This window comes from Loktanella sp. DJP18 (genome assembly GCF_049310965.1).
Classification (GTDB): domain Bacteria; phylum Pseudomonadota; class Alphaproteobacteria; order Rhodobacterales; family Rhodobacteraceae; genus Loktanella.
The window spans coordinates 54657-81149 of the sequence record NZ_JBMERN010000011.1 but is presented as its reverse complement, the minus strand read 5'-3'; the positions used below and the strand labels follow the sequence as shown (position 1 = coordinate 81149).

Below are 26493 nucleotides of genomic sequence, written 5' to 3'. Positions count from 1 at the left end.
GACCTGTCCTCCCTTGTTGTTCCGTTAATCCTTGGACCCGATCAGGCGCTTGACCCAACCCTTCTTCACCTCTGCGGGCGCATCTGGCGCCGGTGCATCCATCGCATCCGCGCCTTCCACGACCGCCTTGAAATCGTCGAAGAACTGGTCCGCCATCTTGCGGGCGAAGCCGTCGATGATGCGGCTGCCAAGCTGGGCCATCTTGCCGCCGACCTTGGCGTTCACGTCGTAGCTCAGCTTCGTGCCGGTGTCGGTCGGGGTCAGCACCACGTCCGCCCCGCCAGAGGCGAAGCCCGCGGGGCCGCCCTTGCCTTGACCGGTGATGGTCAGGCTGTGGGGCGGCTTCATCTCGGTCAGCGTCACCTCGCCCTTGAAGGTCGCCTTCACCGGGCCGACCTTCTGGACCACCGTCGCCTCGAAGCCGTCCTCGGGGTTGCCCGACATCTCGGTGCAGCCGGGCACGCAGCGGCGCAGCACATCGGCGTCCAGCAACGCGGCCCAGACGACCTCTGGCGGGGCGGCGATGTCGCGTTCGTCCTTGAGTTCCATATCCTGTCTTCCTGTTCAGTCAGCGCTGGGGCGCATCATAGGTAAGCCCGTGGGCGGCAAAGATCGCGGCGATGCGCCCGTCGTCGAGGGCGGCGCGGATCGCATCGTCGACCGCATACCCAAGGTAGCGGTAGCGGGTGTGAATCGCCAGACCGATGGTCCAGGTGCCGACCGCCAGTCCCGGCAGTGGCGGCTGGTGGATGGCCCCGGCGTCGGTCAGACCGGCCTGAAGCTGCGCACGCGGACCCATGACGGCCATCACCTCGCCCTGCGCCATCGCGTCCATCGCAAGGGCAACCGTCGGGTAATGCTGCATCTTCGGCACCAGCATGCCGTTGCCGATGCCGGCCAGGTAGAAGTCGGCGATGGTGTCGTTTTCGACGCCGACCGTGTCATAGCGAAAGTAGGCCGGCACCGGCGGATCGTCCGGATAATCCGACGTGTTGTAGGCAATCGCGACGCTTTCCCTGGCGTATTGCCCGGTGAAGACGACCTGATCGACCCGGCAGGCAAAGTTCACGTCGTAGGGCACGTGCAGCATGACATTGTTCACGGTCCCGCCCGTCGGCGGGCCTTGCCAGATCCAGTTGCGCAGGTCGGCCTCTACCGTCTCGCCGGCGGCAACCAGAGTGAAGCGGGCTTCGACCCCCAGGGTGTCGGCGATCAGGCGAGCGATCTCGATATCGACACCGGCGGGCTGGTCCCCCTCTGCAAAAGACCAGGGCGGAAAGTTTTCGTAGGCGGCAAAGGTCATGAAGCCCTGTGCCTGGATCGTGTCGAGGTCCTGCCCCACGATATCGCGGCTGGCGTTCTGCTGGCGCGGTTCGGGCACATAGCCTTCGCAGGCCGCAAAGGCGGGCGCGGTCCAGCCCAGCGCCAGGCAGGTCAGACCTGCAAGGGAAAGGGCGGACCCCGCGCGCATCACTCGTGGACCGACAGGCCGACGGTCAGCGTCTCTGCCGCGATGCCGTAGGACTCGGGTGTCCCGTCCAGCTGCGAGGCGGCGTGAAAGGCCACGCTGTCCGCGACGGGCGCGCCCGAAAGGGTCGGGATCCGGCTGGCGATCTCGTCCAGTTTCGCCTTCATCGCGGCGTCGTCGGGGGTGCCTTCACCTTTGGCCCATTGTGCCAGTTCATCGCGAATGCCCTTCAGCGCCGCACTTTCGGCCATCACGGCCTGATCGTCCGGGCGCGTCTCGATATAGGTGCGGACCGCCCAGGCGGTTTTCTGGCTCAGGACGTCCTCGAATGCGGGCATCTTGGTGATGCCGCCCTGCGTCATGCCGGCGCGAAAGCGCTCCGTGAACCATTCGTCATCGTAATCCGCCGCCTGCAACAGGCGCAGGTCGGGGGCCAGACCGCCAGAAATCGCGCCGAGCCCGTGGCATCGCGCGCAGTTCTGGGTAAAGGCGCTCTCGCCGACCTCGATCGCGCGGGACCAGACCTCTTGTCCGGCATCGCGATAGGGGTTTTCGGTCAGCCAGTCCTCGCCCACGTCGGGCAGACCGGCATTGTCGACTTCGGTGATGCCAAGCGGCAGGCCGGCGGCAACGGCAGCGCCCGCCACGCAGGCAAATGCGGCGGCCTGCACGACCAGTCGCGCGAACGTGGATGTCATCTTCGTCTCCTCCCAGAAGCGTCGGCACAAGTCATAGACCGCATCGGCGCCTGTTCGGTATTGGACCTTTGTGCCATGCCTTTGGGGAGGGCGACCTTGGTCGTATGCCGCCGATGCGACGGGGGGTGCTAGTCTGGGCCGCAAGAGGAGCCCGTCATGTTGAAATGGTGTCTTGCGACCGTGATCGCCGGTTGGTCGGGCATGGCCACGGCGCAGATCGACGTCGCCGTGACCTATCTGCGACTTGACGACCGCAAGCCGCAGACCCTGTCCGACATCGACCCCGATCCCGCCGATCTGGGGATCGCGGGGGCGCAACTTGGCGTGGCGGACAATGCCACCACAGGGCAGTTCCTGAACCACAGCTACACCTTGACCGAGATCACGGCGACCACGGCAGAGGCGCTGCTGGCCGCCAGTGCCGACGCGACCGGCCTGGTCGCGGTGCAGGCCCCGGCGGCTGTGGTGCTGGGTATCGCCGACGCGCACCCGGATGCGCTGGTCTTCAACGTGGCGGCCGCTGACGACAGCCTGCGCGGCATTGATTGCCGCGCAAACCTGTTCCATGCGGCCCCCAGCTTTGCGATGCGGGCGGATGCGCTGGCGCAGTTCCTCGTGACGAAACGCTGGACGGACGTGGCCCTTGTGACCGGCCCTGCCCCGGTTGACCGGGCCTTCGCCGACGCCCTGCGGGCCAGCGCGGCAAAGTTCGACCTGCGCCTGCGCGGCGATGAACCCTGGGGGTTCACCGGCGACATCCGGCGCACCACGACCGATGAAGTGCCCAGCTTTACCCAGCGCCTTGGCGATTTCGACATGCTGCTGGTTGCGGACGAAATCCACGATTTCGGCCGGTATTTGAACTACAACACCTGGGAACCGCGCCCCGTCGGCGGGTCAGAGGGACTGACGCCCGTCGCCTGGTCGGCGGTCATCGAACAATGGGGCGCGGAACAGTTGCAGTCCCGCTTTCGCGACCTTGCCGGGCGGGGCATGCGCGCCACCGACTACAGCGCCTGGGCCGCGATCCGCGCGATCGGAGAAGCGGTGACCCGCACGGGCACCGCCGACGTCGCGACCCTGCGCGCCTACATGCTGGGTCCCGATTTCACGCTGGCCGGGTTCAAGGGACGCCCTCTGTCGTTCCGCGCCTGGAATGGCCAGCTGCGCCAGCCGATTCCGTTGGTCGATTCCCGCGCCATCGTCGCCGTGGCCCCGCTGGAGGGGTTCCTGCATCCGGTGACGGAACTTGACACCCTGGGCGGCGACCGCCCGGAATCTCCCTGCACAGCCTTCGGAGAATGACCATGAAAACTCTTGCCTTGCTGGCCCTCGTGGCGACCCCGGTCTCTGCGGATGAAATCTGGGTCACCAACGAACGTGACGACACCGTCAGCGTGATCGACGCCGACACGCTGGAGGTCACGCGCACGATCCCGGTCGGAGAGCGTCCGCGCGGCATCACATTCGCGCATGATTTCTCGGTCGCCTATGTCTGCGCCTCGGCCAGCAACACGGTGCAGGTGATCGATCCGGTGTCGGGTGAAATCCTGCACGACCTGCCATCGGGCGAGGACCCGGAACAGTTCGTGCTGCACCCGGACGGCAAGCACCTATATATCGCGAACGAGGATGACGCGATCACCACGGTCGTCGATGTGGAGAGCCGCACCGTCGTGGCCCAGATCAGCGTCGGGATCGAACCCGAAGGCATGGCCGTCAGTCCGGACGGCAAGACCGCGGTCACCACCTCCGAGACCACGAACATGGCGCATTGGATCGACACGGAAACCCAGACGCTTTACGCCAACACGCTGGTCGACAGCCGACCGCGCGACGCGACCTTCGTCAAGGACGGCACAGAGCTTTGGGTCAGCGCCGAGATCGGCGGGACCGTCACGATCTTCAATGCGGCCGACCAGACCGAAATGGCGAAGATCCGGTTCGAGATTCCGGGGATCCTGCCGGAACTGATCCAGCCCGTGGGCATGGTCGTGACGCAGGACCAGAAGACGGCCTTCGTGGCGCTTGGCCCCGCCAATCATGTCGCGGTCATCGACGCAGAGACCTACGCGGTCGAAGGCTACATCCTGACGGGACGCAGGGTCTGGCACATGGCCTTCAACGCGGACGAAACGAAGCTGTTCACCACCAACGGCGTCAGCAGCGACGTGACCGTGATCGACGTGGCCAGCCAGACGGCCGAGACCTCGATCGCGGTGGGACGGTTTCCCTGGGGTGCCGCCCTTCGGGTGACGGATTGAGCGGACTCGCGGTCATCGGCATCGGCTTTTCCTATGGGGCAAAGCGCGCGCTGGACGATGTGCGGTTCACCGTGGCACCCGGCACCTTCTGCGCCCTGCTGGGGCCGAACGGGGCCGGCAAGTCGACGCTGTTCGGATTGCTGACGCGGCTGTTCACGACCCGCGAAGGGGCGATCAGCGTGGCGGGGCACGACCTTGGCACCGACGCACGCCGTGCGATGGCGCGGATCGGCGTGGTGTTCCAGCAAGGCACCCTCGATCTGGACCTGAGCGTGCGGCGTAACCTGCTGTACTTCGCCGCCCTGCACGGGCTGGCGGGGGTGAAGGCCGCCGCGCGGGTCGACGCGGTTCTGGACATCATGGGCATGGCGGAACGCGCGGGCGAGCGCGCGCGTGACCTGAACGGCGGTCACCGGCGGCGGGCCGAGATCGCCCGCGCGTTGATGCACGATCCAGCGGTCCTGCTGCTTGACGAGCCGACCGTGGGGCTGGATGCGGCGTCACGCGGGGGGATCGTGGATCACGTCCATGACCTGTGCGCGGGTCGGGGCCTGACCGTCCTATGGGCGACCCATCTGACGGACGAGGTGCGCGCGACCGATCAGGTGGTGATCCTGCACAAGGGTCGCGTTTTGGCGGATGGACCCTGCGCCGCCTTGACCGACGGCGGCGATCTGCGCGACGTGTTCCTGCGGCGCACGCTGGTGCCTGCGTGATCTGGTGGATCGCCCTGCGCGCCATCGTCGCGCGCGAGGCGCTGCGCTTTGTTCAGCAACGCGGACGGTTCATTTCGGCGTTGGTGCGGCCGCTGATCTGGCTTCTGGTCTTCGCCGCGGGCTTTCGCGCAGCGCTGGGACTTGCGATCATCCCGCCCTATTCCACCTACATCAGCTATCAGACCTATATCGTCCCCGGCCTGTGCGGCATGATCCTGCTGTTCAACGGGATGCAGTCGTCGCTGTCCCTGGTCTACGACCGCGAGATGGGGTCGATGCGCCTGCTGTTGACCGCCCCCCTGCCGCGCTGGTTCCTGCTGGGGGCCAAACTGGTGGCCGGGACCGTGATCTCGATCATGCAGGCCTATGCCTTTCTGGCCATCGCTGCCGCTTTCGGCATCGTGATGACGCCTTGGGGCTACTTTGCCGCATTGCCTGCACTGGCAGTCACGGGGCTGATGCTGGGGGCGCTCGGGCTCGCGTTGTCGAGCCTGATCAAGCAGTTGGAGAATTTCGCGGGGGTGATGAACTTTGTCATCTTCCCGATGTTCTTCGTCTCGTCGGCCCTTTACCCACTGTGGAAGATGGCCGAATCGTCGCAATTGCTGTATCTGCTTTGCGCAGTGAACCCCTTTACCCAGGGCGTCGAACTGGTCCGCTTTGCGCTTTACGGCCAATTGAACCTGGCCGCGCTGGGATGGTCCCTGCTGGCCCTGGCCGTCTTCATGGCCGCCGCGTTGTGGGGTTACGACCCCGCGCGCGGATTGATCACACGCAAAGGATAGAGAATGCGACTTGTTCTGGCCTTGATGATGTTACCGGGTCTGGCGCTGGCCGACGCATTCGGCACGACAAACCCCGAAGAGTTGACGATGAACAAGGTGCTGGAGGATATCGATGCGGGCCGCACCAGCATGACGAACTGCGCGGCAGGCTATCTGATGACAAAATCCGGGCGGCACGGAGCCGCGCGCAAGACCTTCGAAGCCTGCGCCGGCGACGGCTATCCCGGGGCGATGACCTGGATGGGATACCTCGACAACAACGGGTTCGGCGGAGACTACGACCCGGATGCGGCGGCGGAGTGGGATCGCCGCGCGGCGGAGGCCGGGGATTCCGTCGGCCAATTTAACTATGGCCTGTCCTTGCTGCGTGGCTACGGCGTGCCGCAAGACGAAGCCACCGGACGGGCGCTGATCGACGCCGCGGCCCGGACGGGCCTGCCGATTGCCCAACGGTTGCAGTCGGCGGGTTACGACCCGGAAGCGGTGACACCCGATGCGGACAACTGGCGCTATGCACCGATGAACTGAAACTTGGCAACGTCGGACCGGGGGTTTCACCCCCCCCCGGACCCCCGTGGAATATTTCCAACCAGAAGAAGCAGGGGCTCGGGAATTCAGACTGGCGCTTGAACCTCTGCGGTGATCGTCGCGGGACTGCCGGACAGGGTCAGGGTGCGCGTGGCAAGGCGGCGCGCTTCTTCTGTCGCATGGGTCACGAGGATCGAGGCCATGTCCCGGCGCGCGCGCAGGGCTGCGAAGAGGGTCATCATGTCGTCGGCCGCCGCTGCGTCGAGCGACACGAAGGGTTCATCCAGCAGCATGAGGTCCGGATCGCAGGCGAAGGCGCGGGCGAGGGCCAGCTTGCGCTGCTGTCCAAGCGAGAGTTGATCGGGAAAGCGGTCGGCATAGGCATCGAGGCCGACCTCTGCGAGAGCGGATTGGGCCTTGGTCTCGCTGACCTGTGCGGCGATTTCGATGTTGCGGCATGCGGTGCGCCAGCGCAGCAGGGTCGGCTCCTGAAACACGAAGGCGACGCGACCGGCGATGCGGCGCGTGCCCTTGGCCGCATAGACGCCAGCGATGATGCGCAGTAGCGTCGATTTGCCGATCCCGGACGGACCGGTCAGCGCCAGCGTTTCACCGCGATCGACGGTTAGGGCCAGCCGCCCGAGAACCGGGGTTCCCCCGAAGGAGAACCCCGGCAGATCAAGGGTCACGACGCTCATTCAGCAGGGGTGTAGAACAGGCCATCCGGCAAGGCGGTGACGTCGCCCACAAGTTCCGTGCCGCCAAGTTCGGCCATGACCTTCAGCATCCTGTCAGCGGCTTCGAGGTTCACGGCACCCGGCACCGGGGTGCCCGCGTTGAAGCCGTCTTGCAAGGCGGTGAATTGCGCGTCGTCCTCTACGTTCATGCGGTCGCGCAGGCGATCCCACGCGGCAGGGTCGGTGGCGAGCTTTGCCTTGGCGGCGGCACTGGCCTTTGCCATCCCCGCGACCAGCTCGGGGTGATCGCGCAGCATGTCGCCGCGCATCACATAGCCCAGAAGCGGTGTCGCCGGGTCGAGGCCAAGCGCACTGGCGGCCTCATCGACCGAGATCAGTTCGCGCATCCCCGCCGCCTTCATCTTGGCCAGGAAATGCCAGAAGTTCATGGCTCCATCGACTTCGCCTGTCGTCGCGGCGTTCATGATCAGGGGCGGCGCGCCAAAGACCTGTTCGGTCTGCGTGGCAAGGTCGATGCCGTATTCCTGCTGGGCGTAGGCGCGCAGGATGATCCAGCTCTTGTCCAGTTGCCCGCCCGCGATACCGATGGTCTTGCCTTCCATGTCGGCCAGCGACTGGGCGGGGCTGTCGGCGGGGACCAGCATGCCGCCCACGGCGCGGGAATAGGGAATGAATATGAAATCCGCGCCCGCCGCCCGCTGCCGGGCGACCCAGATCCAGTCGCTGACGATTATGTCGACCGCCCCGCCCTGGAATGCGATCTGTGCCGCGTCGCCGCCCGCCATGCCCTGCACGTCGAGGGTGAAGCCGTTATCGGTGTCAAAGCCATAGTGCTTGATCGTGTCGAGTTCCCAGTTGACGGTCCCCGATTCCTGCACGGCAGCGCGGATGGTACCGTCCTGAGCCGTGGCGACTGTGGCCGCCAGCGCAAGAACGGCGGCGGTAATGGCTGTCTGGATCGTCATGGATGGTCCCCCCTTGAATTTCTTCATCTTATAGGGCGGTGCGCGGGGGGAAATAAGACAAAAGGCGCAGGCGGACCCGCGCGCGGCCCAAGTCTACGACCATGGTGTCATTTCGCCGCACCGCTTATCGCCCGATAGTGTCCGAAGGTCGTACCCTGCGTCAACGGCGCGGCGAGGACCGGGGAGACATCGACACATCAACAGGGAGGAGAACGCGGATGAACAGGTTCATTACCGCCGTGACGGCCATGATACTGGCCGGCAGCATGGCGCAGGCCCAGGTTACCGACGAGGATATCGCCAACGACGCCACCATCACGACGCAGGTCGTCACCAACGGGATGGGACGCAGCCTGCAGCGCTATTCCCCGCTGGAGACCTTGAACAAGGACAACGTGGCCAACCTGATCCCGGCCTGGGCCTTCAGCCTGGGTGGCGAAAAGCAACGCGGGCAGGAAACGCAGCCGATCGTCTATGACGGCATGATGTACATTACCGGGTCGTATTCGCGCATCTACGCCATCGACCTCGTGACCGGCAAGGAAGTCTGGCAATACGATGCCCGCCTGCCCGAAGGCATCCTGCCCTGCTGCGACGTCGTGAACCGCGGTGCGGCGATCTATGGCGACAACATCTATTTCGGCACGCTGGACGCGCGCATAGTCGCGCTGAACCGCAAGACCGGCGACGTGGTCTGGAACCAGAAGATCGCGGATTACAAGGCCGGCTATTCCTACGCCGCGGCACCGATCATCGTGAACGGCCTGGTCATCACCGGCAACTCGGGCGGCGAATTCGGCATCGTCGGCGAAGTGCAGGCCCGCAACGCCGACACCGGAGAGATCGTCTGGACCCGTCCGATGATCGAAGGCCACATGGGGACGCTGAACGGTGCGGAATCGACGATGACCGGCACGCTGAACGCGACCTGGCCCGGCGACATGTGGAAGACGGGCGGCGGGGCAACCTGGCTTGGCGGGTCCTACGACGCCGAAACCGACACGCTGGTCTTCGGCGCGGGCAACCCTTCGCCCTGGAACAGCCACCTGCGCAACGCGGGCACGCCCACCGAAGGCAACGCGGGCGACAACCTCTATGCTGCCTCCCGCGTCGGCCTCGACCCGGCCACGGGCGAGATCAAGTGGCACTTCCAGACCACCCCGCGCGAAGGCTGGGACTATGACGGCGTGAACGAGGTCGTGGCCTACACTGACCGCGCCGGCAACATGCGTTACGGCACGGCCGACCGGAACGGCTTCTTCTACGTGCTGAACCGCGAGGACGGTGCCTTTGTCAGCGCGTCGCCTTTCGTCACGCAGATCAGCTGGGCGTCGGGCATCGACGACACCGGCCGTCCGATCTACAACGAGGACAACCGTCCGGGCGACCCCGCCGCCGCCGCCGATGGCGCCAAGGGCGAAACCGTGTTCGCCGTGCCGTCGTTCCTGGGTGGCAAGAACTGGATGCCGATGGCCTTCAGCCAGAAGACCGGCAACTTCTACGTGCCCTCCAACGAATGGGGCATGGATATCTGGAACGAGCCTGTCACCTACAGGCAGGGCGCGGCATACCTCGGGTCAGGCTTTACGATCAAGCCGCTGTACGAGGACTACATCGGCAGTCTGAAGGCAATCGACCCCGACACCGGCGAGATCAAGTGGGAATACAAGAACCCCGCGCCCTTGTGGGGTGGCGTGATGACCACCGCCGGCGGCCTTGTCTTTACCGGCACGCCGGAGGGTGAATTCATCGCCTTCGACGACGAGACGGGTGAGAAACTCTGGTCGTTCCAGACCGGGTCCGGCGTCGTCGGCCAGCCGATCACCTGGGATCAGGATGGAGAGCAGTATGTCTCGATCATGTCGGGCTGGGGCGGTGCCGTCCCGCTGTGGGGTGGTGAGGTCGCGCAGACCGTCAGCTACCTGAATCAGGGCGGCATGCTGTGGACGTTCAAGCTGCCGCGCCAGTTCGCGGAAGCCAACTAGGACAAGGGCGGGGGCGTGCGGTCAGCACGCCTCCGTCGCGGCAGGCCGGGCCTTGCCCGGCAGGCTGCAGCGCGTCAGACTGACGCAAGAGGGACCCCTATGACAGCCGATCCGCAGCACATCTTTGGCCGCGATGCCCGCGCAATGATCGTCGACGATCATCCGCTGTTCTGCGATGCCCTGCAGCTGACCCTGCGGGCGGTGACGGGGATAGAGACGATCACGGTCTTCGAACGGCTGGAACCGGCGCTTGCCGCCGTGCTGGACGGGCCGCCGCCCGACGTGATCGTGCTGGACCTGAACCTGCCCGACGTCACCGGCCTTGACGGATTGATCCGTCTGCATCGGTCCGTCCCGCAGGTGCCGCTGGTCGTGGTGTCGTCGATGGCCGATCACCGGATCATCTGTGCGGCGATCCGGGCCGGTGCCTCTGGCTTTGTGCCGAAACATGCGCAGCGCGACACCTTTCGCACTGCGTTTCAGGCCATCGCCGCCGGGCAGGTCTATGTGCCCGACGACATCGACATGACCGAAGGCGCCGAAGTGCCGGTGACCGACCGCGAGGATGCGGTTGCCCGCCTGCGCCAGCTGACCCGCCAGCAGGGCACGATCCTGCAACTGATCTGCGAGGGAAAGTTGAACAAGCAGATCGCCTACGACCTGTCCATCGCCGAGACGACGGTGAAGGCCCACGTCACCGCCATCATGCGCAAGCTGGGCGTGCAAAGCCGCACGCAGGCCGTGCTGATTGCGCAAGAGGCGAGCTATTCCAGCCTGTTGCAAAAGACCCCCTGACGCGCCAGTCTGATGCATCCGGTGGAGGGGATCGTCATGAGGGCAGCGCAAAGCGCACTGGTGCGCCGGGTTCATGTGGCCGATCCCGGACCGGATGCCGCCGCGCGCATCCAAGCCGCGTTGGGTCAGGACAGGCTGTCGCTGGTGGCGGTCTTTGCCGCGCCCGGTGTCGACTTCGCGCCTCTGATCGCCGACCTCACCGACGCCTTGCCGGGCACCAGCGTCATCGGCTGCGTGACGGCGGGGGAGATCAGCGGCGGCTACCGCGAGGGCGGGATCGTCGCCATCGCCCTGCCCGCCAGCCATTTCGAGACGGAAACGGTGCTGATCCCCGACCTGCGCGCGCTGGACCCGGACACGACGGTGCGTGACATCATCCGCAAGCGGGCGGCGCTGACCGCAACAGCACCTCATTGGCAGCACGAATTCGCGATCCTGCTGGTCGACGGCCTGTCCTGGCGCGAGGACGCGGTCGTGGCGATGGCGATGCACGGCCTCGGTCAGGTGCCGCTGTTCGGCGGTTCTTCCGGCGACGGCACGCGGTTCGCGGCCACTCTGGTCGGCTATGGCGGGGCCGCCATGACCAATGTCGCCGTGCTGACCTGCGTGCGCACGATCTGTCCGGTCAAGGTCTTCAGCCTCGACAACCTGACGCCGACCGACCGCCGCATGGTCGTGACCCGTGCCGACCCCGAGGCGCGGATCGTGCACGAGATCAACGCCGAGAACGCCGCCTTTGAATAGGCGCGCCTTCTGGGCAAGGACCCTGCGCAGCTTGACCCCTTCACCTTTGCAGCACACCCCGTCGTCGTGCGCTTTGGCGGGCGCCACCACGTTCGCGCGATCCAGCGCGTCACCAGCGAGGGCGCACTCGTCTTCTTCTCGGCCATCGACGAAGGCATGGTGCTGACACTTGCGACCTCTGAACCGATGCCGGAACATCTGGCGCGCGAACTGGCCGCCCTGTCGGCCACGGCCCAGCCCGACACGATCATCGCCTTCGACTGCATCCTGCGCCGGATCGAGGCAGAGCAGAAGCAACTGACCGGCGCCGTCAGCCGCGTGCTGGCGGATCACAACGTCGTCGGCTTTTCCACCTACGGCGAACAGCACAGCGGGCTGCACATCAACCAGACGATGACCGGCGTGGCGATCTATCCGCCGGGTGCGGTGGTGCAATGACGTCCGCGTCGCTGATCAATCCTGCCGACAGCATCGACCGCCAGAACGAAAAACTGCTGACCATCTCGGCCGCGCTGATCCGGCGGGTGGAACAGATGAACAACGACAGCGACGCGGCCTATGCCCAGTTCCAGCGCGCCGTCCTGCTGGAAGACACGGTCCGTGCCCGCACGCGCGAGTTGGAACAGTCCCTTGCGCTGCTGAACCAGTCCAACACCTAACTCGCCGAGGCCAAGCGCACGACCGACGCCGCCCGCCGCGACCTGGCCAACGCGATCGAGACGATCGGCGAAGGCTTTGCCCTGTTCGACGGTTCCGACGTGCTGGTGCTGTGCAACAGTCGGTTCGCCAGCGCCCTGACCAGTGTCGCGCAGCAATTGAAGCCCGGCATGACCTTTTCGGACTACGTCCACCTCGTATCGCGCAGCCCCAGCCTGCGGCTGCCGGACGGGACCACGCCGGACGACTGGATGCGGCAGCGCATGGCGCGGCACACCGACGATTCCGCCGCCTTCAACGTCCACATGGCGGGCGACCGCTGGTTGCAGGTCAGCGAACAGCGCACACCCGACCGTCAGACCGTCATCATGCAGACCGACGTCACCGACATCATCAGGCCTGGAGCGCGAGGAACGGTCGCGCCTGATGGACGACCACACGGCGCTGATCCGCGCGACACTCGATCACATCCATCAGGGCGTCTGCATCTTCAACAAGGAAAACCGGCTGGTCGGTTGGAACCAGCAGGTCGCGAACATGCTGTCGCTGAAGCTGACGCAATTCCGCGTGGGTGCAGATTTCGACTTTCTGTTCCGCCGCCTGCAGGACGAGTTGCGAATCCAGTCCGGCACCAGCCCCGCCAGCGTCTTGGCCTGGGTCGAGGATCGCGGCCCGCGTCCGCCCCTGCGGTTCGAGGTGCGGCAGCGGCAGGGTCGCGTCTTCGACATCTTTGCGCAGGAAATGCCGGACCGCGGCTTCGTCATCAGCTTTACCGATGTGACCGCCGAACGGCGCGCCGCCGCTGCACTGCGCGCCGCCAACGACCTGCTGGAGGCACGGGTCGAAGCGCGCACCGCCGAAATCGCCGTGGCACTGGCGGACGCCGAACGCGCCAACGCGTCGAAATCCCGATTTGTCGCAGCGGCCAGCCACGATCTGCTGCAACCGCTGTCGGCGGCAAAGCTGTATTGCGCATCTCTGGCCGACGATACGCTGGCACCGGCCCAGACCGAAATCCTGTCGAAAGCGCTGAATGCGCTGAACTCCGTCGAGGATATTATCGGTGCCCTGATGGACATCAGCCAACTGGAAACCGGCAACGCCCCGGTGCGCGTCGGGGCCGTCGATCTGGGCCGCGTCCTGCGGCAACTGGGCGACGAGTTGCACCCGGCGGCGCGCGCAAAAGGGCTGGACCTGCGGATCAGGCCCTCGCACGCGCTGGTGCAGACCGATGCCAGCTATCTGCGGCGCATCCTGCAGAACCTGATCGGCAATGCGATCCGCTACACTCGGACCGGTCGCGTGCTGGTCGGCACCCGCACCGACGGCGATGCCCTGCGGATCGAGGTCTGGGATACCGGCCCCGGCATCCCGCTGGCCGAGCATGAAAACATCTACAAGGAATTCCACCGCATCGACCCGGCCGCCAATACCGGCAACGGGCTGGGGCTGGGGCTGGCCATCGTGGAACGGGCCTGCGCGCTGCTGGACCACCCCCACGGGATGCACACGCGTCTGGGGCGCGGCACCTGCTTTCACCTGACGGTGCCGCGCGCAGGTTTGCCGCCGCGCGACGCCGCATTGCCCGCGCCCGAGCCGGGCACAGATCTGGCTGGCCTGATCGTCCTGCTGGTCGAGGCGGACAGCCAGACCCGCCGCGCCCTGTCGGGCCTGATGGAACGCTGGGGTGTCGAGGTGCTGGACGTGGCCAGCGGGACCGAGGCGGCCGCCTTGCTCGCCGAGATCGATCTGGTGCCCGACGCCATGCTGATCGACGCGCCCGTCGACGACGGTCATGCAGGCCTTGCCCTGATCGCGCGGCTGCGGGCGCAGTTCGGCCAAGTGCCCTGCCGCATGCTGACCGCCGACTGCACGCCGGGACTGGGGGCTGACTGCGTCCTGATGGATGTCAGTCTGCTGCTCGAACCCGTCGATCCGGCGGCGCTCGCATTCTTCCTCGCCTCCGCCAGAGTGTCCGGCTAGGTGATCAGGATGGCCCGCAGGTCGTTGACGTTGGTCAGCGTCGGCCCCGTGATGACCTGATCGCCCAATGCCGCGAACAGGGTATGGGCGTCGTTCGCCTCCAGCGAGGCGCGCACATCCAGACCTACCGCGCGAGCGCGCGACAGGGTGTCGGGGCCAATGACTGCACCGGCCACATCCTCGATCCCGTCGATGCCGTCGGTGTCGCCCGCCAGCGCGTGGATGCGCGGATGACCGTTCAGCGCGACCGCCAGCGCCCCCAGAAACGTGACGTTCCGGCCGCCGCGCCCGTTTGTGTCGCCACGCAGGGTCACCGTCGTTTCTCCACCCGACAGCAGGACGCAAGGTGCCTTGAATGGCAGGCCATAGGCCGCGACGCTGGTCGCGATGGCCCCCAGCGTGCGGGCCACATCGCGCGCCTCGCCTTCCAGCGCGTCGCCGAGGATATGGCAAGGGATGCCCTGCGCTGCGGCCACGTCCGCTGCGGCCCGCAATGCGATCAGCGGGGATGAGACGAGCGTGAATACGGCATGTTCCAGCCGCGGATCGTCGGGCTTCACGCTTTCCGACAGGGGCGGTGCCGGAATGCCGTAGCGCGACAGGATCGCCAGCGCGTCGGCGCAGGTCGTCCCGTCGCCGACCGTGGGGCCAGAGGCGATGATCGCAGGATCATCCCCCGGCACGTCCGAGATCGCCAGCGTCACGACCCGCGCCGGGTGGCAAAGTGCGGCCAGCCGCCCGCCCTTGATCCCCGACAGATGCCGCCGCACCGTATTCATCTGCCCGATGTCCGCACCGGAGGCGAGCAGCGCCGCGTTCACCGCCTGCTTGTCCGCCAGCGTAACACCGGGCTGCGGGTCCACCAGCAGCGCCGATCCGCCGCCCGAGATCAGGCAGATCACCAGATCGTCGGCCGTCAGGTCGGCGCAAAGCGCCTTCATCTCTGCCGTCGCCGCAAGGCCTGCCGCGTCGGGCACCGGATGCGACGCCTCGCGCACCGTGATGCGGTCGCAGGGGACCGCGTGACCGTAGCGGGTCACGACAAGCCCGGTCAGGTCGCCCGTCCAGACGTCCTCGACCGCGCGCGCCATCGCGGCGGCGGCCTTGCCCGCGCCGATGACCACCGTGCGGCCTTTCGGCGGTGCCGGAAGATGCGGCGGCACGCACAGGGCGGGTTGGGCGGCGGCAACGCCTGCGGCGAACATTGCCCGCAGCAGGTGTTGCGGGGTCATCGCAGGCTCCGTCCTCTCGCGTGCGCCGCCCGGATCCATCGGTGGCATGCCTGCGCCCTACCCCATCGCCTGCAAGCGCTTCAGCAGGCTCGAGGTATCCCACCGTCCGCCGCCCAGCTTCTGCACGTCCTTGTAGAACTGGTCCACCAACGCCGTCACCGGCAGGCTGGCGCCATTCTCGTCCGCCGTCGCCAGACAGATGCCAAGGTCCTTGCGCATCCAGTCCACCGCAAAGCCATGGGTGTAGTGATCGTCCAGCATCGTCTTGTAACGGTTGGACATCTGCCACGATCCGGCGGCACCCTGAGAGATCACCTCGACCACCGCCGCGCCGTCCAGCCCGGCCTTTTCCGCGAAATGCAGCGCCTCGGACAGGCCCTGCACCAGCCCCGCAATGGCGATCTGGTTGCACATCTTGGTCATCTGGCCGGCGCCGCTGTCACCGATGCGGCGGCAGAGCTTGGCATAGACCTGCATCACGGGTTCCGCCCGGTCGTAGTCGGCGGGGTCGCCGCCGCACATGATCGACAGCTGCCCGTTCTCGGCCCCCGCCTGCCCGCCAGAGATCGGGGCATCCACGAACCCCAGTCCCGCCGCCTTGGCCGCGTCATAAAGTTCCCGCGTCACCGCCGCACTGACAGTGGTGTGATCGACGTAAAGCGCGCCCTTGTCCATCGCGGCAAAGGCGCCGTCTGCGCCGGTCGTCACGCTGCGCAGGTCGTCGTCGTTGCCCACGCAGGACAGCACGATCTCGGCCCCTTGCACGGCCTCGGCCGGAGTTGCGCCCGCAGCGCCGCCGTGGGCCTTGACCCAGGCTTCGGCCTTGGCCGCGGTGCGGTTATAGACGGTGACGTCGTGCGTCTTGGCCAGATGCCCCGCCATCGGCGCGCCCATCACGCCCAGTCCCAGAAATGCCAGCTTCATGTCGTGCCTCCCGAATGTTCGGGGGCAGCATGGCGGTTTTGGCGCGGATGTGAAGCGGCTGTCAGGACTTCTTCACGAATTCCGTCAGGATCACGATGCGCTGGCCTTCCACCCGCCCTTCGATCTGGGCGGGATTGTCCGCCACGAGGGAGATCCGCCGCACCGCCGTCCCACGCTTGGCGGTAAAGTTGGCACCCTTGACGGTCAGGTCCTTGACCAGCGTCACCGTGTCGCCAGTGTGCAGCGTCACCCCGTTGGCATCGGTGTGCTGGCTCTCGCCTGCCACATTCTCGGCCCAGGCCCGCGTGTCGTCGTCGAGGTAAAGTTGCCCCAGCAGATCGTCCGCCCAAGGCTGGTCGATCTTGTGCAGCGTGCGAAAGGCGAGCACCTGCACGGCGGGATCGTCTGACCACATCGTCGTGGCAAGGCTGCGGAAGTGGTCCGGGTTCGTGGGGTTGTCATGCTGGTCGATGCAGATGCCGCAGAGGTCCACGCTCGCATTCTCCGGCCCGCCGGGGACGGGTGTGGGGATGAGCGGAGTGTTGGGGGTGGCGCACAGGGGGCAGGTCATGGGTTGAATGTTAGTTGGGAAAGCGCGCGTTCGTTTGCTGCTGCCGCCAACCGGCGTGCTGCATCACGTTTAGCGGCTTTATCTTTGTGAGCAAAATCTACCAAACTGTGAGATGGATTCGGTGGATCAGGCGGCAAAACAGGATCGGCCTCAACTTGCAATTCTAACTTGAGAAACTCTTCTATATCCAACGTCCAAACTCCCAACGAACTTCTGCCAAGAATTCTAGTTCGGTAGTTAAAACTTTCCCTAGCGCTCCAAACACTCTCACTATCGAGACTAAGTTTATAGTCCTCTTTGCTTTGGGGGCTAAACGCCTGCATCGTGACAACAAAATCATCATCAGCATGGTTCGGATTAACATTTCGATGTAAACAAGGCATCACTCTTAAAACACCTCATCCCGGACAAAGCTTCTGGGTCGAAGAACTGACCTCAACAAAATCGGCTTCATGATCTTATAGGACTTCTCTCGGAATTCAGAGTTGCTTAAGTCGCTAACACCATAGAGATATTGATCCTTCATGACCTCCAAGCTAATTGCGCAGCTATCCTCTTTCCACTCAAAAATAACGCCAGATTCTTCAGTTGCAAATAACGATACTGCACTCTTTAAACGTCCAAGATAATCGATCAAATCTCTTGCACGAAGACTAACCTCTTTACCAAATTGAAAATCATCATCAACTGAGGCTTCCAAAGTCAACAATCGAACATGAAGCTTCTCCGACAGCTTCGTTTGGACAACAGGGGAAACACCGACGCGATCAATGACCTGCGTTACCCGATTTGCGTTATCAGTCTCTGCCCGAATTGAAAACTGGACAACTCTCCCAAGCTCAAAGTCTACGGCATCGCGAAGCTCGCGAAATTCCATTTGGTAGTGAAACTGTCCACAATCAGCAAGTATCTTTACTTGTGGAGGGTTGTCATTCTTTCCCGAGATAAACCCAAGACCTGAAATATCTTGAAGACGCCTCTCTGAAGAAAAACTTACAACCTTTGCAACACTTGATCTACTTAGCAAAAAGTTTTCTGGGCGCTTTTTACCTTCAGAAGTTGGAATAACCTCAATACTGTCTGAAGCCTTCAGCGGTCGCCTCATTGCCTCAAATGAATGAAGAACATTAGATGGAAGAGGCTCGAATGGTGAATTGTGGTTGGCCGCTGAAACGATCTTAGCTAGCCTCTCTTGAGCTTCCAAGAAGATGTCTTCAAATTCAATGTCACCAAAGACAGCTTGACCGTCCTCATATATTCTCGGAAGTCTCGCAACCTTACTTCCCTGCCCAATACCTTCTAATCCAAGAGAAAATGAATTTCTAAAGTTCTTGGGTAAATTCACTCTGTCAGGATTATCCTCCCTCCAGATTGCAATGGCCATCTCAGTGAGAGTTTTTTGATAAGCAGTAACGGAAGGTAGTGCAGCTACGGGAATATATTCTCCCTCAAACACATCCCCTTTGAAGCGAAGCTTCGCAAAGAAGTTTGCATCTTCCTCACTATGGTCCAAATCAACTGTCCATCTTCAGCGCCGAAATAAACGCTTCCTGCGGAATATCGACCTTGCCGAACTGCCGCATCTTCTTCTTGCCTGCCTTCTGCTTGTCCAGCAGCTTGCGTTTCCGCGTCGCATCACCACCGTAGCATTTGGCCGTCACGTCCTTGCGCAGCGCCGACAGAGTCTCGCGCGCGATGACCTTGCCGCCGATGGCCGCCTGGATCGGGATCTTGAACATGTGGCGGGGGATCAGGTCCTTCAGCTTTTCGACCATCGCGCGGCCCCGCATCTCGGCCCGGTCGCGGTGGACCATCATCGACAGCGCGTCCACGGGTTCGTCGTTGACCAGCACCGACATCTTGACCAGCGCATCCTCTTGATAGCCCGTCAGGTGATAGTCGAAGGAAGCATAGCCCTTGGTCACGGATTTCAGGCGGTCGTAGAAGTCGAAAACGACCTCGTTCAGCGGCAGGTCATAGACGACCATCGCGCGGCTGCCCGCATAGGTCAGGTCCAGCTGCACGCCGCGCCGGTCCTGGCACAGCTTCAGCACGTCGCCCAGATATTCGTCGGGCACGAGGATCGTCGCCTTGATCCGCGGCTCTTCGATATGATCGACATAGGTCAGGTCGGGCATGTCGGCGGGGTTGTGCAGGTCCTGCTCCGTCCCGTCCTTCATGAAGATGTGGTAGACGACCGAAGGTGCCGTGGTGATCAGGTCGATGTTGTATTCCCGCTCGATCCGGTCGCGGATGACCTCGAGGTGCAGCAGGCCCAGGAAGCCGCAGCGAAAGCCGAAGCCGAGGGCGGCAGAGGTTTCCATCTCGAAGCTGAAGGATGCGTCGTTCAAGGCCAGCTTGTCGATGGCGTTGCGCAGGTCCTCGAATTCCGAGGAATCCACCGGGAACAGGCCGCAGAACACGACGGGTTGCGCGGGCTTGAAGCCGGGCAGCGCCTGCGTGGCACCTTTGCGTTCGGAGGTGATCGTGTCACCGACGCGGGTGTCGCGCACTTCCTTGATCTGGGCGGTGAAGAAGCCGATCTCGCCCGGGCCGAGTTCATCCATCGGCAGCATGCCGGGCTTGAAGACGCCAAGCCGGTCGATCAGATGGACCGTGTCGTTCGACATGAACCGCACGCGGTCCTTCAGCTTCAGCACGCCGTCGATGATCCGCACGAGGACCACGACGCCGAGGTAGCTGTCATACCAGGAGTCCACGAGCATCGCCTTGAGCGGCGCGTCGCGGTCGCCCTTCGGCGCAGGCAGACGGTGGACGACGGCCTCCAGAGTCTCGTGAATGCCGACGCCGGTCTTGGCGCTGACCCGGATCGCCTGAGAGGCGTCGATGCCGATCACGTCCTCGATCTGCAATGCGACCCGGTCGCATTCGCTGGCCGGCAGGTCGATCTTGTTTAGCACCGGCACAATCTCGTGGTCCGCGTCCAGCGCGTGATAGACGTTGGCCAGCGTCTGCGCCTCGACCCCCTGCGTGCTGTCCACGACCAGAAGCGAGCCTTCGACGGCGCGCATGGACCGCGACACCTCGTAGGCGAAATCGACGTGACCGGGGGTGTCGATCAGGTTGAGGACATACATCTCGCCGTTGTCGGCCTTGTAGTCGATGCGCACGGTCTGCGCCTTGATGGTAATGCCGCGCTCGCGCTCGATATCCATGGAGTCGAGCATCTGCGCCTTCATGTCGCGGTCGGCGACAGTGCCGGTGGACTGGATCAGGCGGTCGGCCAGCGTCGATTTCCCGTGGTCGATATGCGCCACGATCGAGAAATTGCGGATGTGCGAGAGTTCGGTCATGGCGCGGCCCCAAGGGTCTGAATTAGAGACTGTCAATGGCGCGGAAGGCGCGATTTTGCAAGGGGACATGGTGCGTTTCGCTGCAAGCCGGAACAGGGGGGGCGAAACCGATCGCGAAGGTCACGCAGGATCGACAGCCCTCGCCACGGGCATCGGAGCATGTCCATCCTCGACGAGTCAAACGGCGTTCCAGGGCAATCGGGAATTGCAACGTGCGACACGGGCTGGCATAGTCATCTTACGGCAGTATCCGACGATGACACCGGCAAACGGGCGCGTCACCAAGGCAGGCAAGTTTTCATGCGTATCCTCTTTCTGGGCCTGGCCCTCATCACCCTCAATTCCTGCGGCGCCGGCGTGCGTGGCGAGATGGGCCGGGCCTGCATGGCATCCGGCCGGTCCGCCGCGAATTCACCATTATGTTCCTGCGTGCAGCAGATGGCGAATGACACGCTGACCCGGCGCGACCAGCGGCTGGCCGCCAGCTTCTTCGACGATCCGCAGAAGGCGCAGGACATCCGCCAGTCCGACAATCCGGGCCACGAGGCGTTCTGGACCCGTTACCGACAGTTCACCGGCCGGGCGGAACGCTCCTGCCGCTGATCCTCCCATCTTCTGGTCAAAAGTATCCCGGAGGTTCGGAGGCAACGCCTCCGATCGGTGCGCAGCGCCGACACGCCGAGGCTGGACACAGGGCGCGGCACCGATAAGAAAGGGGCCATGCGGTTCGATATCCCCCAACTGACAGACGGCGTGCAGGCTGGCGACAGGCGAGCACTGGCGCGGGCGATCACGCTCGTGGAAAGCGGACGGGACGATCACCGGGATATGGCGCTGGCGTTGTTGGCGGGGCTTTCCACCGACCGGCAGGCGCTGCGGATCGGGTTGTCGGGGACACCGGGCGTGGGGAAATCCACGTTCATCGAAGGCTTCGGCCTGATGCTGACAGGGCTGGGCCTGCGCGTGGCGGTGCTTGCGGTCGATCCCTCTTCAGCCCGGTCGGGTGGATCGATCTTGGGCGACAAGACCCGGATGGAGTATCTGAGCCGCGATCCGCACGCCTTCATCCGCCCTTCGCCCAGCCAGACGCATCTGGGCGGCGTCGCGCGGCGCACCCGCGACGCGGTGCGCCTGTGCGAGGCGGCGGGTTACGACGTGGTGCTGATCGAGACGGTGGGCGTCGGGCAGTCGGAAACGGTCGTGGCACAGATGGCCGACCTTTTCGTGCTGCTGCTGGCCCCGGCGGGCGGCGACGAATTGCAGGGCGTGAAACGCGGCATCATGGAAATGGCCGACCTGATCCTGGTCAACAAGGCCGACGGCGATCTGAAGGCGCAGGCGTTGCGGACCTGTGCCGATTACGCCGGTGCATTGCGGCTGCTGCGCCGGCGTCCGCAGGACAAGGACGGGTTCCCGCTGGCGATGACGATCTCGGCGCTTGATGGCAAGGGACTGGCGCAGGCCTGGGACCACATGACGGCGCTTGCCGACTGGCGTCGCGAGACCGGTGTGCTGGCGCAGGTGCGGGCCGACCAGGCGCGCCACTGGTTCAAGGAGGACCTGCGCGCCGAAATGCTGGCCCTGCTGACGCGCGACCCCGAACTGGCGGCACGGCTGGCGACGCTGGAGGACGCGGTGGCCCGAGGCGAGATGACGCCGGCAGTGGCCGCCCGGGCGGCCCTGGCACCGTTGCGCCAACCATGAACTTGTCGCGGATCTTCGATGGCGCGTATCTGCGCGCCGATCTGGTCCGGCGCGGCAGCGACCGGCTGATGGTGACTTTCGACTATCGACGCCTCGACCGGACCGGATTCGCAGAGGTTGCCCCCTCGCGGCAGTTCGCGGACGCCGGATTCGACCAGCTCATCATCGCCACGCGCGATAACGACTGGTTCATCAATGCCGAAACGACAAGCCTCGAGGCCGCCTGCCTGCGGCTGCGGGGCGACTACAGGATCGCGCGGGCGCTTGGCTTCTCGATGGGCGGTTTCGGGGCGTTCCGGTTCGCGCGGGCGCTGGGACTGGGCAACGTCGTCGCCGTGTCGCCGCAGGTGTCCATCGCGCCCGGTGTCGTCCCGTTCGAGACGCGTTACCGGCGCGAGGCGCGGGCCTTCGATCCGGGGTTGGGCGACATGACGGCGCTGCATGATCCTGCGTTGGAGGGTGACATCCTGATCGACCCGTTCAACCTGAACGACCTGACCCATGCGCGGATGCTGCAGCTTGTTTTCCCGCGCGTGCGGCTGATCCGCCTGCCCGGCGGCGGGCATCCCTGCACCCGCGTCCTGCGCGCGGTCCGGCGTGCGGGATTGGTGCAGGCGTTGGCGATTGGCCCCGCCACCGGGGCCACCCACCTGCGTCAGGCGCACCGGGCGGGCCGCGGCGGGACCGTCGCTTATTGGCATGCCCTGAGCCATGCGGCCGGTCGGCTGCATCCGAGGCTGGCGGCGCAGGCTGCGCAAAATGCTGCGAAACTGACGACTGGCACCGATGACGGGGTTGACGACGACAGGGATTCTGCGTAGGCGCTGCTGACTGAATTCACGCCCCCCTCGCGGGGGCCGTTTCAACCCATCGGCGGCCCCCGTGGCCGCCCCTCAAGACGGCCCGGACCGCGATGGTCCCCGCCAAGCCACGAAGGATGATGCCCATGTCGCGCCGCTGCGATCTGACCGGAAAAGGCCCGATGTCGGGCAACAACGTGTCCCACGCCAAGAACCACACCCGCCGCCGGTTCCTGCCGAACCTGCAGGACGTGACCCTCGCCTCCGATGTGCTGGGTCGCACCTTCAAGTTCCGCATCTCGAACGCGGCGCTGCGCACGGTCGACCACCGTGGCGGCCTTGACGCCTTCATGAAGAAGGCCAAGGACGCAGAGCTGTCACCCGACGCTTTGAAGGTCAAGAAGGACATTGCCAAGGCCACCGCTGCCGCGACGGTCTAAGCCTGTCCTGATGAAATGACGAAAGGCCCGGTTGCGCAAGCACCGGGCCTTTTGCATTTGCATGATTGGGCCTGCCGGCCCAGCCTCTGGCGGGAGTTTATCTTGCCAGATGAACAAGGGACCCGCTGTGACCGACGCGCTGCCGATCGACGAGGTGCTGGAGGACGTGGTCGCCGCGCTGCGCAGTCATGGCCGAGTCGTGTTGCAGGCACCGCCGGGGGCCGGCAAGACCAGCCATGTGCCGCTGGCGTTGCTGGAGGCTGGATTTGCCGGACTGATCGTGATGCTGGAACCGCGCCGACTGGCGGTCAGAGCTGCGGCCGAGCGGCTGGCACAGCAACTGGGCGAAGACGTCGGCGCGCGCATCGGGTACCGGATGCGCGGCGAGAGCAAGGTCGGTCAGGACTGTCGCATTCTGGTCGTAACCGAAGGCATCCTGACGCGGATGGTCCAGGACGACCCGGAGCTGCGCGGCATCGGCGCGATTATATTCGACGAGTTCCACGAACGGTCGTTGCAGGCCGACCTCGGATTGGCGCTGGTCTGGGAGGCGCGCGGCGCGTTGCGTCCCGATCTGGCGCTGGTCGTCATGTCCGCGACACTGGATGCGGGCCCGGTTGCGGCGCTGCTGGATGATGCCCCCGTCGTCACGTCCGAGGGGCGGGCCTTTCCGGTCGAGGTGCGTCACCTCGACCGTGCCCTGCCGCCGCGCACGCGAATCGCCGATGCGGTGGCGGATCTGCTGGTGCAGGTCTTGCCGCAGACCGAGGGCGGCGTACTGGTGTTCCTGCCGGGCGAAGGCGAAATTCGTCAGGTGGAGGCGGCACTGCGCGGGCGATTGCCGGGGGATTGCGCGGTCAGGCCGCTTTACGGAGCCCTGCCGTTCGCTGCGCAGCGGGCGGCGATTGCGCCGGTCGCGGCAGGACGCAAGGTCGTGCTGTCCACTGCGATCGCCGAGACGGCGCTAACCATAGAAGACGTGCGCGTGGTCGTGGACGCGGGCCGCGCCCGCCGGGCGCGGTTCGATCCGGGCAGCGGCATGGCCCGGCTGGTGACGGAACGGGTCAGTCGCGCCGAAGCCGATCAGCGCGCCGGTCGCGCCGGACGGGTTGCACCGGGTATCGCCTGGCGCATGTGGACCAAGGGCGAGGACGGTGCGCTGCCCGCCTTTGCGCCGCCGGAGATCGTCAGCGCGGACCTGACGGCGCTGGCGCTGGAACTGGCGCTGTGGGGCACGGATGCGCTGGCGTTCCTGACGCCTCCGCCAGACGTGGCCCTGGCCGAGGCGCGCGCCCTGTTGCGCGATCTGGGCGCACTGGACACAAAGGGCGGGATCACCGCGCATGGGCGCGCCTTGGCGGCGCTACCGGTTCATCCGCGGCTGGGTCACATGCTGACGGTGGCCGGAGCACAGGCCGCCCCGCTCGCCGCACTGCTGGAGGCACGCGATCCGCAGCGTGGCGCGGGCTGCGACCTGTCCTTGCGCCTTGCCGCGTTGCGCGGGGACCGCACGGTAGCCGAGGTGCACGGGCCAGCCCTGGCGCAGATCAGGGTCGAGGCCCGGCGTCTGGCCAAGGGGATGCGGGACGGCCCCGCCCTGAGCCCTGGGCAGATGGCGGCGCTGGCCTATCCGGACCGGGTGGCGCTTCACCGCAGCGGTGACGATCCGCGGTACCTGCTGTCGGGCGGCAAGGGGGCGGTGCTGGATGCAACCGATGCACTGGCAGGGCAACGGTTGCTGGTCGTGACCGACACGGACGGCAATCCGCGCGAGGCGAAGGTGCGCCAAGCGGCGGCCATCGGACTGGCAGAACTGCGCGCCGTTCACGGGACTGCAATCGGCTGGCACGATGTCTGCCGCTGGGACCGGCGCACGGGGCGCGTGGTCACGGAACAGCAGGAACGCTTTGGCGCGCTGGTGCTGGACGCCCGTCGCTGGGTCGATGCGCCGGCAGAGGCCGTGGCGCTGGCGATGCTGGACGGCGTGCGTCTACTGGGCCTGCACCCCTCTGCTGCGGCGCAGCGGTTCCGGGCGCGGGTGGCGCTGGTGCCAGGGCTGCCGGACATGAGCGACGCGGCCTTGATGGCCACGCTTGAGGATTGGTTGCTGCCGCATCTGGGCGGCGTGCGGTCGGCGGCGGACTGGGGGCGGTTCGATCTTTCGGGGCCGCTGCGGGCGATGCTGGACTGGGATGCGATGCAGCGGCTTGATCAGGCGGCACCTGCGCATTTCGAGACGCCACTGGGACGCAGGATTCCCATCGATTATGACGGCGACGCGCCGCAGATCACCCTGAGGATACAGGAGATGTTCGGCCAGGCGCGGCACCCGGTGGTCGGCGACACGCCGTTGCGTGTGACGCTGCTGTCGCCGGGCCAAAAGCCGGTGCAGGTCACGCAGGATATCCCCGGTTTCTGGGCGACCAGCTATGCGGACGTGCGGCGCGACATGCGCGGACGCTACCCGCGCCACCCCTGGCCAGAGGACCCGACGCAGGCTGATCCTACTTTGCGGGCAAAGCCGCGCGGAACTTGACAAATTTCGCACATTTTTCCGATCTCACGGCTTCATGATTCGCGTATATGTTGCAAATTTGCGCAAGAGGCCTAAAATGAAAGAAATAGAAACGTTTGTACCATTGAGTTAAGAGCATGACCGTCGCCCCGAAATTTGATACGACCGCCGCCGTGACTCCCGAACCCCGCGTTCAGGTCGCAGCCCTGTGTCACCGCAAGGGACCGAATGGGCGGGAAGTGCTGCTGGTCACGAGCTCTCGCGGTCGATGGATCCTGCCGAAGGGCTGGCCGATGGATGGCAAGACAGATGCGGAAGCGGCGCTTCAAGAGGCCTGGGAAGAAGCCGGCGTGCGAGATGGTCAGGTGACCCCGAAACCGATTGCGAAGTTCCTGGGCATCAAGCGATTCAACAGTGGCGAGGAAGTGCCTGCCCGCGTGCGTGTCTACGGTGTGAAGGTCCGCGATCTGGCTCGGAAGTTCCCCGAACAGAACCGCCGCGATCGACGCTGGGTCAGCATCGCGAAAGCAGCGAAGCTCTTGGCGGACAAGGGATTCCGCAAGGCGCTGAAGGCTGTCTGACGCTTAGCCGGGACCGGGCATTCGCCCGTCATTCAGTGCAGACCCGCGCGGCCGTCAAGCGCGGGCTTGTCCTGACGATGTGATCGGAAAGCGGTATCCGTGCCGCTCTCCCATGATTGATCTGGC

At 65.2% G+C, this 26493-nt stretch carries 28 protein-coding genes and 1 pseudogene; 18 read left to right on the top strand and 11 right to left on the bottom strand.

The genetic code is table 11. The features are described from left to right. Nucleotides 1–24 precede the first annotated feature (24 nt). The 3 genes from ACOI1H_RS05360 to pedF are packed head-to-tail and all read right to left on the bottom strand — an operon-like array spanning nt 25 to nt 2166. A complete protein-coding gene (locus ACOI1H_RS05360; RefSeq protein WP_422435719.1) occupies nt 25–549 on the bottom strand; it encodes a CoxG family protein in 525 nt (174 codons plus the stop codon). Between the two features lie 19 nt (nt 550–568). Continuing rightward, nucleotides 569–1471, bottom strand: coding sequence for a substrate-binding periplasmic protein (locus ACOI1H_RS05355; RefSeq protein WP_422435717.1), 903 nt, complete (start codon nt 1469–1471; stop codon nt 569–571). Next, nucleotides 1471–2166: a cytochrome c-550 PedF gene (pedF, locus tag ACOI1H_RS05350; protein ID WP_422435716.1), complete on the bottom strand. Its 696-nt coding sequence runs from the start codon at nt 2164–2166 to the stop codon at nt 1471–1473. Before pedF ends, ACOI1H_RS05355 begins: the two co-directional genes overlap by 1 nt. A 156-nt stretch (nt 2167–2322) precedes the next feature. Here pedF and ACOI1H_RS05345 point away from each other — a divergent pair, with 156 nt between their 5' ends. From ACOI1H_RS05345 to ACOI1H_RS05325, 5 genes are read left to right on the top strand one after another with little or no spacing between them, the layout of a single operon-like run. After that, entirely contained in the window at nt 2323–3471 is a 1149-nt protein-coding gene (locus ACOI1H_RS05345; RefSeq protein WP_422435714.1) for an ABC transporter substrate-binding protein, read from the top strand. Nucleotides 3472–3473: 2 nt separating this feature from the next. After that, nucleotides 3474–4430, top strand: coding sequence for a PQQ-dependent catabolism-associated beta-propeller protein (locus ACOI1H_RS05340; RefSeq protein ID WP_422435713.1), 957 nt, complete (start codon nt 3474–3476; stop codon nt 4428–4430). After that, nucleotides 4427–5146 carry an ABC transporter ATP-binding protein gene (locus tag ACOI1H_RS05335; protein WP_422435711.1) on the top strand — a complete coding sequence of 240 codons (720 nt, stop codon included), beginning with the start codon at nt 4427–4429 and terminating at the stop codon, nt 5144–5146. The genes ACOI1H_RS05340 and ACOI1H_RS05335 overlap by 4 nt, the downstream gene beginning before the upstream one ends. Next, nucleotides 5143–5931, top strand: coding sequence for an ABC transporter permease (locus ACOI1H_RS05330; protein ID WP_422435709.1), 789 nt, complete (start codon nt 5143–5145; stop codon nt 5929–5931). Before ACOI1H_RS05335 ends, ACOI1H_RS05330 begins: the two co-directional genes overlap by 4 nt. Nucleotides 5932–5934: 3 nt before the next feature. Next, on the top strand, nt 5935–6459 hold the full coding sequence (locus tag ACOI1H_RS05325) for a tetratricopeptide repeat protein (RefSeq protein ID WP_422435708.1): 525 nt from the start codon (nt 5935–5937) through the stop codon (nt 6457–6459). A gap of 86 nt (nt 6460–6545) precedes the next feature. Here the strand turns inward: ACOI1H_RS05325 and ACOI1H_RS05320 are convergent, their stop codons facing one another. Beyond that, entirely contained in the window at nt 6546–7157 is a 612-nt protein-coding gene (locus ACOI1H_RS05320) for an ABC transporter ATP-binding protein (protein WP_422435706.1), read from the bottom strand. Further along, on the bottom strand, nt 7154–8122 hold the full coding sequence (locus tag ACOI1H_RS05315; protein WP_422435704.1) for an ABC transporter substrate-binding protein: 969 nt from the start codon (nt 8120–8122) through the stop codon (nt 7154–7156). Before ACOI1H_RS05315 ends, ACOI1H_RS05320 begins: the two co-directional genes overlap by 4 nt. A gap of 218 nt (nt 8123–8340) precedes the next feature. Between ACOI1H_RS05315 and ACOI1H_RS05310 the strand changes: the two genes are divergently transcribed. The 7 genes and pseudogenes from ACOI1H_RS05310 to ACOI1H_RS05280 all read left to right on the top strand — a co-directional run bounded on the left by ACOI1H_RS05310 (nt 8341) and on the right by ACOI1H_RS05280 (nt 14286). Then, entirely contained in the window at nt 8341–10107 is a 1767-nt protein-coding gene (locus tag ACOI1H_RS05310) for a PQQ-dependent methanol/ethanol family dehydrogenase (protein WP_422435702.1), read from the top strand. A gap of 99 nt (nt 10108–10206) precedes the next feature. Continuing rightward, the gene (locus ACOI1H_RS05305) at nt 10207–10902 is read left to right on the top strand and encodes a LuxR C-terminal-related transcriptional regulator (protein WP_422435700.1); all 696 of its coding nucleotides are present in this window, start codon (nt 10207–10209) and stop codon (nt 10900–10902) included. 36 nt (nt 10903–10938) lie between these two features. Continuing rightward, nucleotides 10939–11646, top strand: coding sequence for an FIST signal transduction protein (locus ACOI1H_RS05300; RefSeq protein WP_422435698.1), 708 nt, complete (start codon nt 10939–10941; stop codon nt 11644–11646). A gap of 9 nt (nt 11647–11655) precedes the next feature. Next, nucleotides 11656–12084, top strand: a complete 429-nt coding sequence (locus tag ACOI1H_RS05295; RefSeq protein WP_422435722.1) for an FIST C-terminal domain-containing protein — start codon at nt 11656–11658, stop codon at nt 12082–12084. Further along, the gene (locus ACOI1H_RS05290) at nt 12081–12305 is read left to right on the top strand and encodes a hypothetical protein (RefSeq protein WP_422435696.1); all 225 of its coding nucleotides are present in this window, start codon (nt 12081–12083) and stop codon (nt 12303–12305) included. The genes ACOI1H_RS05295 and ACOI1H_RS05290 overlap by 4 nt, the downstream gene beginning before the upstream one ends. A 99-nt stretch (nt 12306–12404) precedes the next feature. Next, nucleotides 12405–12638 (top strand): annotated as a pseudogene (locus ACOI1H_RS05285) (hybrid sensor histidine kinase/response regulator); the annotation flags it as partial. A 91-nt stretch (nt 12639–12729) separates the two neighbouring features. After that, nucleotides 12730–14286: a PAS-domain containing protein gene (locus tag ACOI1H_RS05280; protein WP_422435695.1), complete on the top strand. Its 1557-nt coding sequence runs from the start codon at nt 12730–12732 to the stop codon at nt 14284–14286. Here the strand turns inward: ACOI1H_RS05280 and ACOI1H_RS05275 are convergent. From ACOI1H_RS05275 to lepA, 6 genes are all read right to left on the bottom strand, one after another. Next, complete coding sequence (locus ACOI1H_RS05275) at nt 14283–15518, bottom strand: glycerate kinase type-2 family protein (RefSeq protein WP_422435694.1); 1236 nt, start codon at nt 15516–15518, stop codon at nt 14283–14285. The genes ACOI1H_RS05280 and ACOI1H_RS05275 overlap by 4 nt on opposite strands. 57 nt (nt 15519–15575) lie before the next feature. Next, nucleotides 15576–16442 (bottom strand): NAD(P)-dependent oxidoreductase, encoded by an 867-nt coding sequence (locus tag ACOI1H_RS05270; RefSeq protein ID WP_422435692.1) that lies wholly within the window; start codon nt 16440–16442, stop codon nt 15576–15578. Nucleotides 16443–16503: 61 nt separating this feature from the next. Further along, complete coding sequence (locus ACOI1H_RS05265) at nt 16504–17013, bottom strand: alkylphosphonate utilization protein (protein WP_422435691.1); 510 nt, start codon at nt 17011–17013, stop codon at nt 16504–16506. Next, on the bottom strand, nt 17010–17204 hold the full coding sequence (locus ACOI1H_RS05260) for a hypothetical protein (RefSeq protein ID WP_422435689.1): 195 nt from the start codon (nt 17202–17204) through the stop codon (nt 17010–17012). Before ACOI1H_RS05260 ends, ACOI1H_RS05265 begins: the two co-directional genes overlap by 4 nt. A 197-nt stretch (nt 17205–17401) precedes the next feature. After that, nucleotides 17402–18526, bottom strand: a complete 1125-nt coding sequence (locus ACOI1H_RS05255) for a hypothetical protein (protein ID WP_422435687.1) — start codon at nt 18524–18526, stop codon at nt 17402–17404. 1 nt (nt 18527) lies between these two features. After that, nucleotides 18528–20327: a translation elongation factor 4 gene (gene lepA / locus ACOI1H_RS05250; RefSeq protein ID WP_422435686.1), complete on the bottom strand. Its 1800-nt coding sequence runs from the start codon at nt 20325–20327 to the stop codon at nt 18528–18530. Between the two features lie 300 nt (nt 20328–20627). On the opposite strand from lepA, the gene ACOI1H_RS05245 reads away from it, so the two are divergent. The 6 genes from ACOI1H_RS05245 to ACOI1H_RS05220 all read left to right on the top strand — a co-directional run bounded on the left by ACOI1H_RS05245 (nt 20628) and on the right by ACOI1H_RS05220 (nt 26367). Further along, nucleotides 20628–20930 (top strand): arginine transporter, encoded by a 303-nt coding sequence (locus ACOI1H_RS05245; protein ID WP_422435684.1) that lies wholly within the window; start codon nt 20628–20630, stop codon nt 20928–20930. 117 nt (nt 20931–21047) lie between these two features. Next, the gene (meaB, locus tag ACOI1H_RS05240) at nt 21048–22031 is read left to right on the top strand and encodes a methylmalonyl Co-A mutase-associated GTPase MeaB (RefSeq protein ID WP_422435683.1); all 984 of its coding nucleotides are present in this window, start codon (nt 21048–21050) and stop codon (nt 22029–22031) included. Then, a complete protein-coding gene (locus ACOI1H_RS05235) occupies nt 22028–22852 on the top strand; it encodes an alpha/beta hydrolase (RefSeq protein ID WP_422435682.1) in 825 nt (274 codons plus the stop codon). The genes meaB and ACOI1H_RS05235 overlap by 4 nt, the downstream gene beginning before the upstream one ends. Before the next feature lie 125 nt (nt 22853–22977). Then, nucleotides 22978–23271 (top strand): 50S ribosomal protein L28, encoded by a 294-nt coding sequence (gene rpmB / locus ACOI1H_RS05230; RefSeq protein WP_422435681.1) that lies wholly within the window; start codon nt 22978–22980, stop codon nt 23269–23271. Between the two features lie 127 nt (nt 23272–23398). Next, nucleotides 23399–25807, top strand: coding sequence for an ATP-dependent helicase HrpB (hrpB, locus tag ACOI1H_RS05225; RefSeq protein ID WP_422435679.1), 2409 nt, complete (start codon nt 23399–23401; stop codon nt 25805–25807). Nucleotides 25808–25923: 116 nt separating this feature from the next. After that, nucleotides 25924–26367 carry an NUDIX hydrolase gene (locus tag ACOI1H_RS05220; RefSeq protein WP_422435677.1) on the top strand — a complete coding sequence of 148 codons (444 nt, stop codon included), beginning with the start codon at nt 25924–25926 and terminating at the stop codon, nt 26365–26367. Nucleotides 26368–26493 lie beyond the last annotated feature (126 nt).

What these genes read in the sequence shown, in the direction of transcription:
- ACOI1H_RS05360 (WP_422435719.1), bottom strand. Translation starts at nt 549, where the DNA reads ATGGAACTCAAGGACGAACGCGACATCGCCGCCCCGCCAGAGGTCGTC.
- ACOI1H_RS05355 (WP_422435717.1), bottom strand. Translation starts at nt 1,471, where the DNA reads ATGCGCGCGGGGTCCGCCCTTTCCCTTGCAGGTCTGACCTGCCTGGCG.
- pedF (WP_422435716.1), bottom strand. Translation starts at nt 2,166, where the DNA reads ATGACATCCACGTTCGCGCGACTGGTCGTGCAGGCCGCCGCATTTGCC.
- ACOI1H_RS05345 (WP_422435714.1), top strand. Translation starts at nt 2,323, where the DNA reads ATGTTGAAATGGTGTCTTGCGACCGTGATCGCCGGTTGGTCGGGCATG.
- ACOI1H_RS05340 (WP_422435713.1), top strand. Translation starts at nt 3,474, where the DNA reads ATGAAAACTCTTGCCTTGCTGGCCCTCGTGGCGACCCCGGTCTCTGCG.
- ACOI1H_RS05325 (WP_422435708.1), top strand. Translation starts at nt 5,935, where the DNA reads ATGCGACTTGTTCTGGCCTTGATGATGTTACCGGGTCTGGCGCTGGCC.
- ACOI1H_RS05320 (WP_422435706.1), bottom strand. Translation starts at nt 7,157, where the DNA reads ATGAGCGTCGTGACCCTTGATCTGCCGGGGTTCTCCTTCGGGGGAACC.
- ACOI1H_RS05315 (WP_422435704.1), bottom strand. Translation starts at nt 8,122, where the DNA reads ATGACGATCCAGACAGCCATTACCGCCGCCGTTCTTGCGCTGGCGGCC.
- ACOI1H_RS05310 (WP_422435702.1), top strand. Translation starts at nt 8,341, where the DNA reads ATGAACAGGTTCATTACCGCCGTGACGGCCATGATACTGGCCGGCAGC.
- ACOI1H_RS05305 (WP_422435700.1), top strand. Translation starts at nt 10,207, where the DNA reads ATGACAGCCGATCCGCAGCACATCTTTGGCCGCGATGCCCGCGCAATG.
- ACOI1H_RS05300 (WP_422435698.1), top strand. Translation starts at nt 10,939, where the DNA reads ATGAGGGCAGCGCAAAGCGCACTGGTGCGCCGGGTTCATGTGGCCGAT.
- ACOI1H_RS05290 (WP_422435696.1), top strand. Translation starts at nt 12,081, where the DNA reads ATGACGTCCGCGTCGCTGATCAATCCTGCCGACAGCATCGACCGCCAG.
- ACOI1H_RS05280 (WP_422435695.1), top strand. Translation starts at nt 12,730, where the DNA reads ATGGACGACCACACGGCGCTGATCCGCGCGACACTCGATCACATCCAT.
- ACOI1H_RS05275 (WP_422435694.1), bottom strand. Translation starts at nt 15,518, where the DNA reads ATGACCCCGCAACACCTGCTGCGGGCAATGTTCGCCGCAGGCGTTGCC.
- ACOI1H_RS05270 (WP_422435692.1), bottom strand. Translation starts at nt 16,442, where the DNA reads ATGAAGCTGGCATTTCTGGGACTGGGCGTGATGGGCGCGCCGATGGCG.
- ACOI1H_RS05265 (WP_422435691.1), bottom strand. Translation starts at nt 17,013, where the DNA reads ATGACCTGCCCCCTGTGCGCCACCCCCAACACTCCGCTCATCCCCACA.
- lepA (WP_422435686.1), bottom strand. Translation starts at nt 20,327, where the DNA reads ATGACCGAACTCTCGCACATCCGCAATTTCTCGATCGTGGCGCATATC.
- ACOI1H_RS05245 (WP_422435684.1), top strand. Translation starts at nt 20,628, where the DNA reads ATGCGTATCCTCTTTCTGGGCCTGGCCCTCATCACCCTCAATTCCTGC.
- meaB (WP_422435683.1), top strand. Translation starts at nt 21,048, where the DNA reads ATGCGGTTCGATATCCCCCAACTGACAGACGGCGTGCAGGCTGGCGAC.
- ACOI1H_RS05235 (WP_422435682.1), top strand. Translation starts at nt 22,028, where the DNA reads ATGAACTTGTCGCGGATCTTCGATGGCGCGTATCTGCGCGCCGATCTG.
- rpmB (WP_422435681.1), top strand. Translation starts at nt 22,978, where the DNA reads ATGTCGCGCCGCTGCGATCTGACCGGAAAAGGCCCGATGTCGGGCAAC.
- ACOI1H_RS05220 (WP_422435677.1), top strand. Translation starts at nt 25,924, where the DNA reads ATGACCGTCGCCCCGAAATTTGATACGACCGCCGCCGTGACTCCCGAA.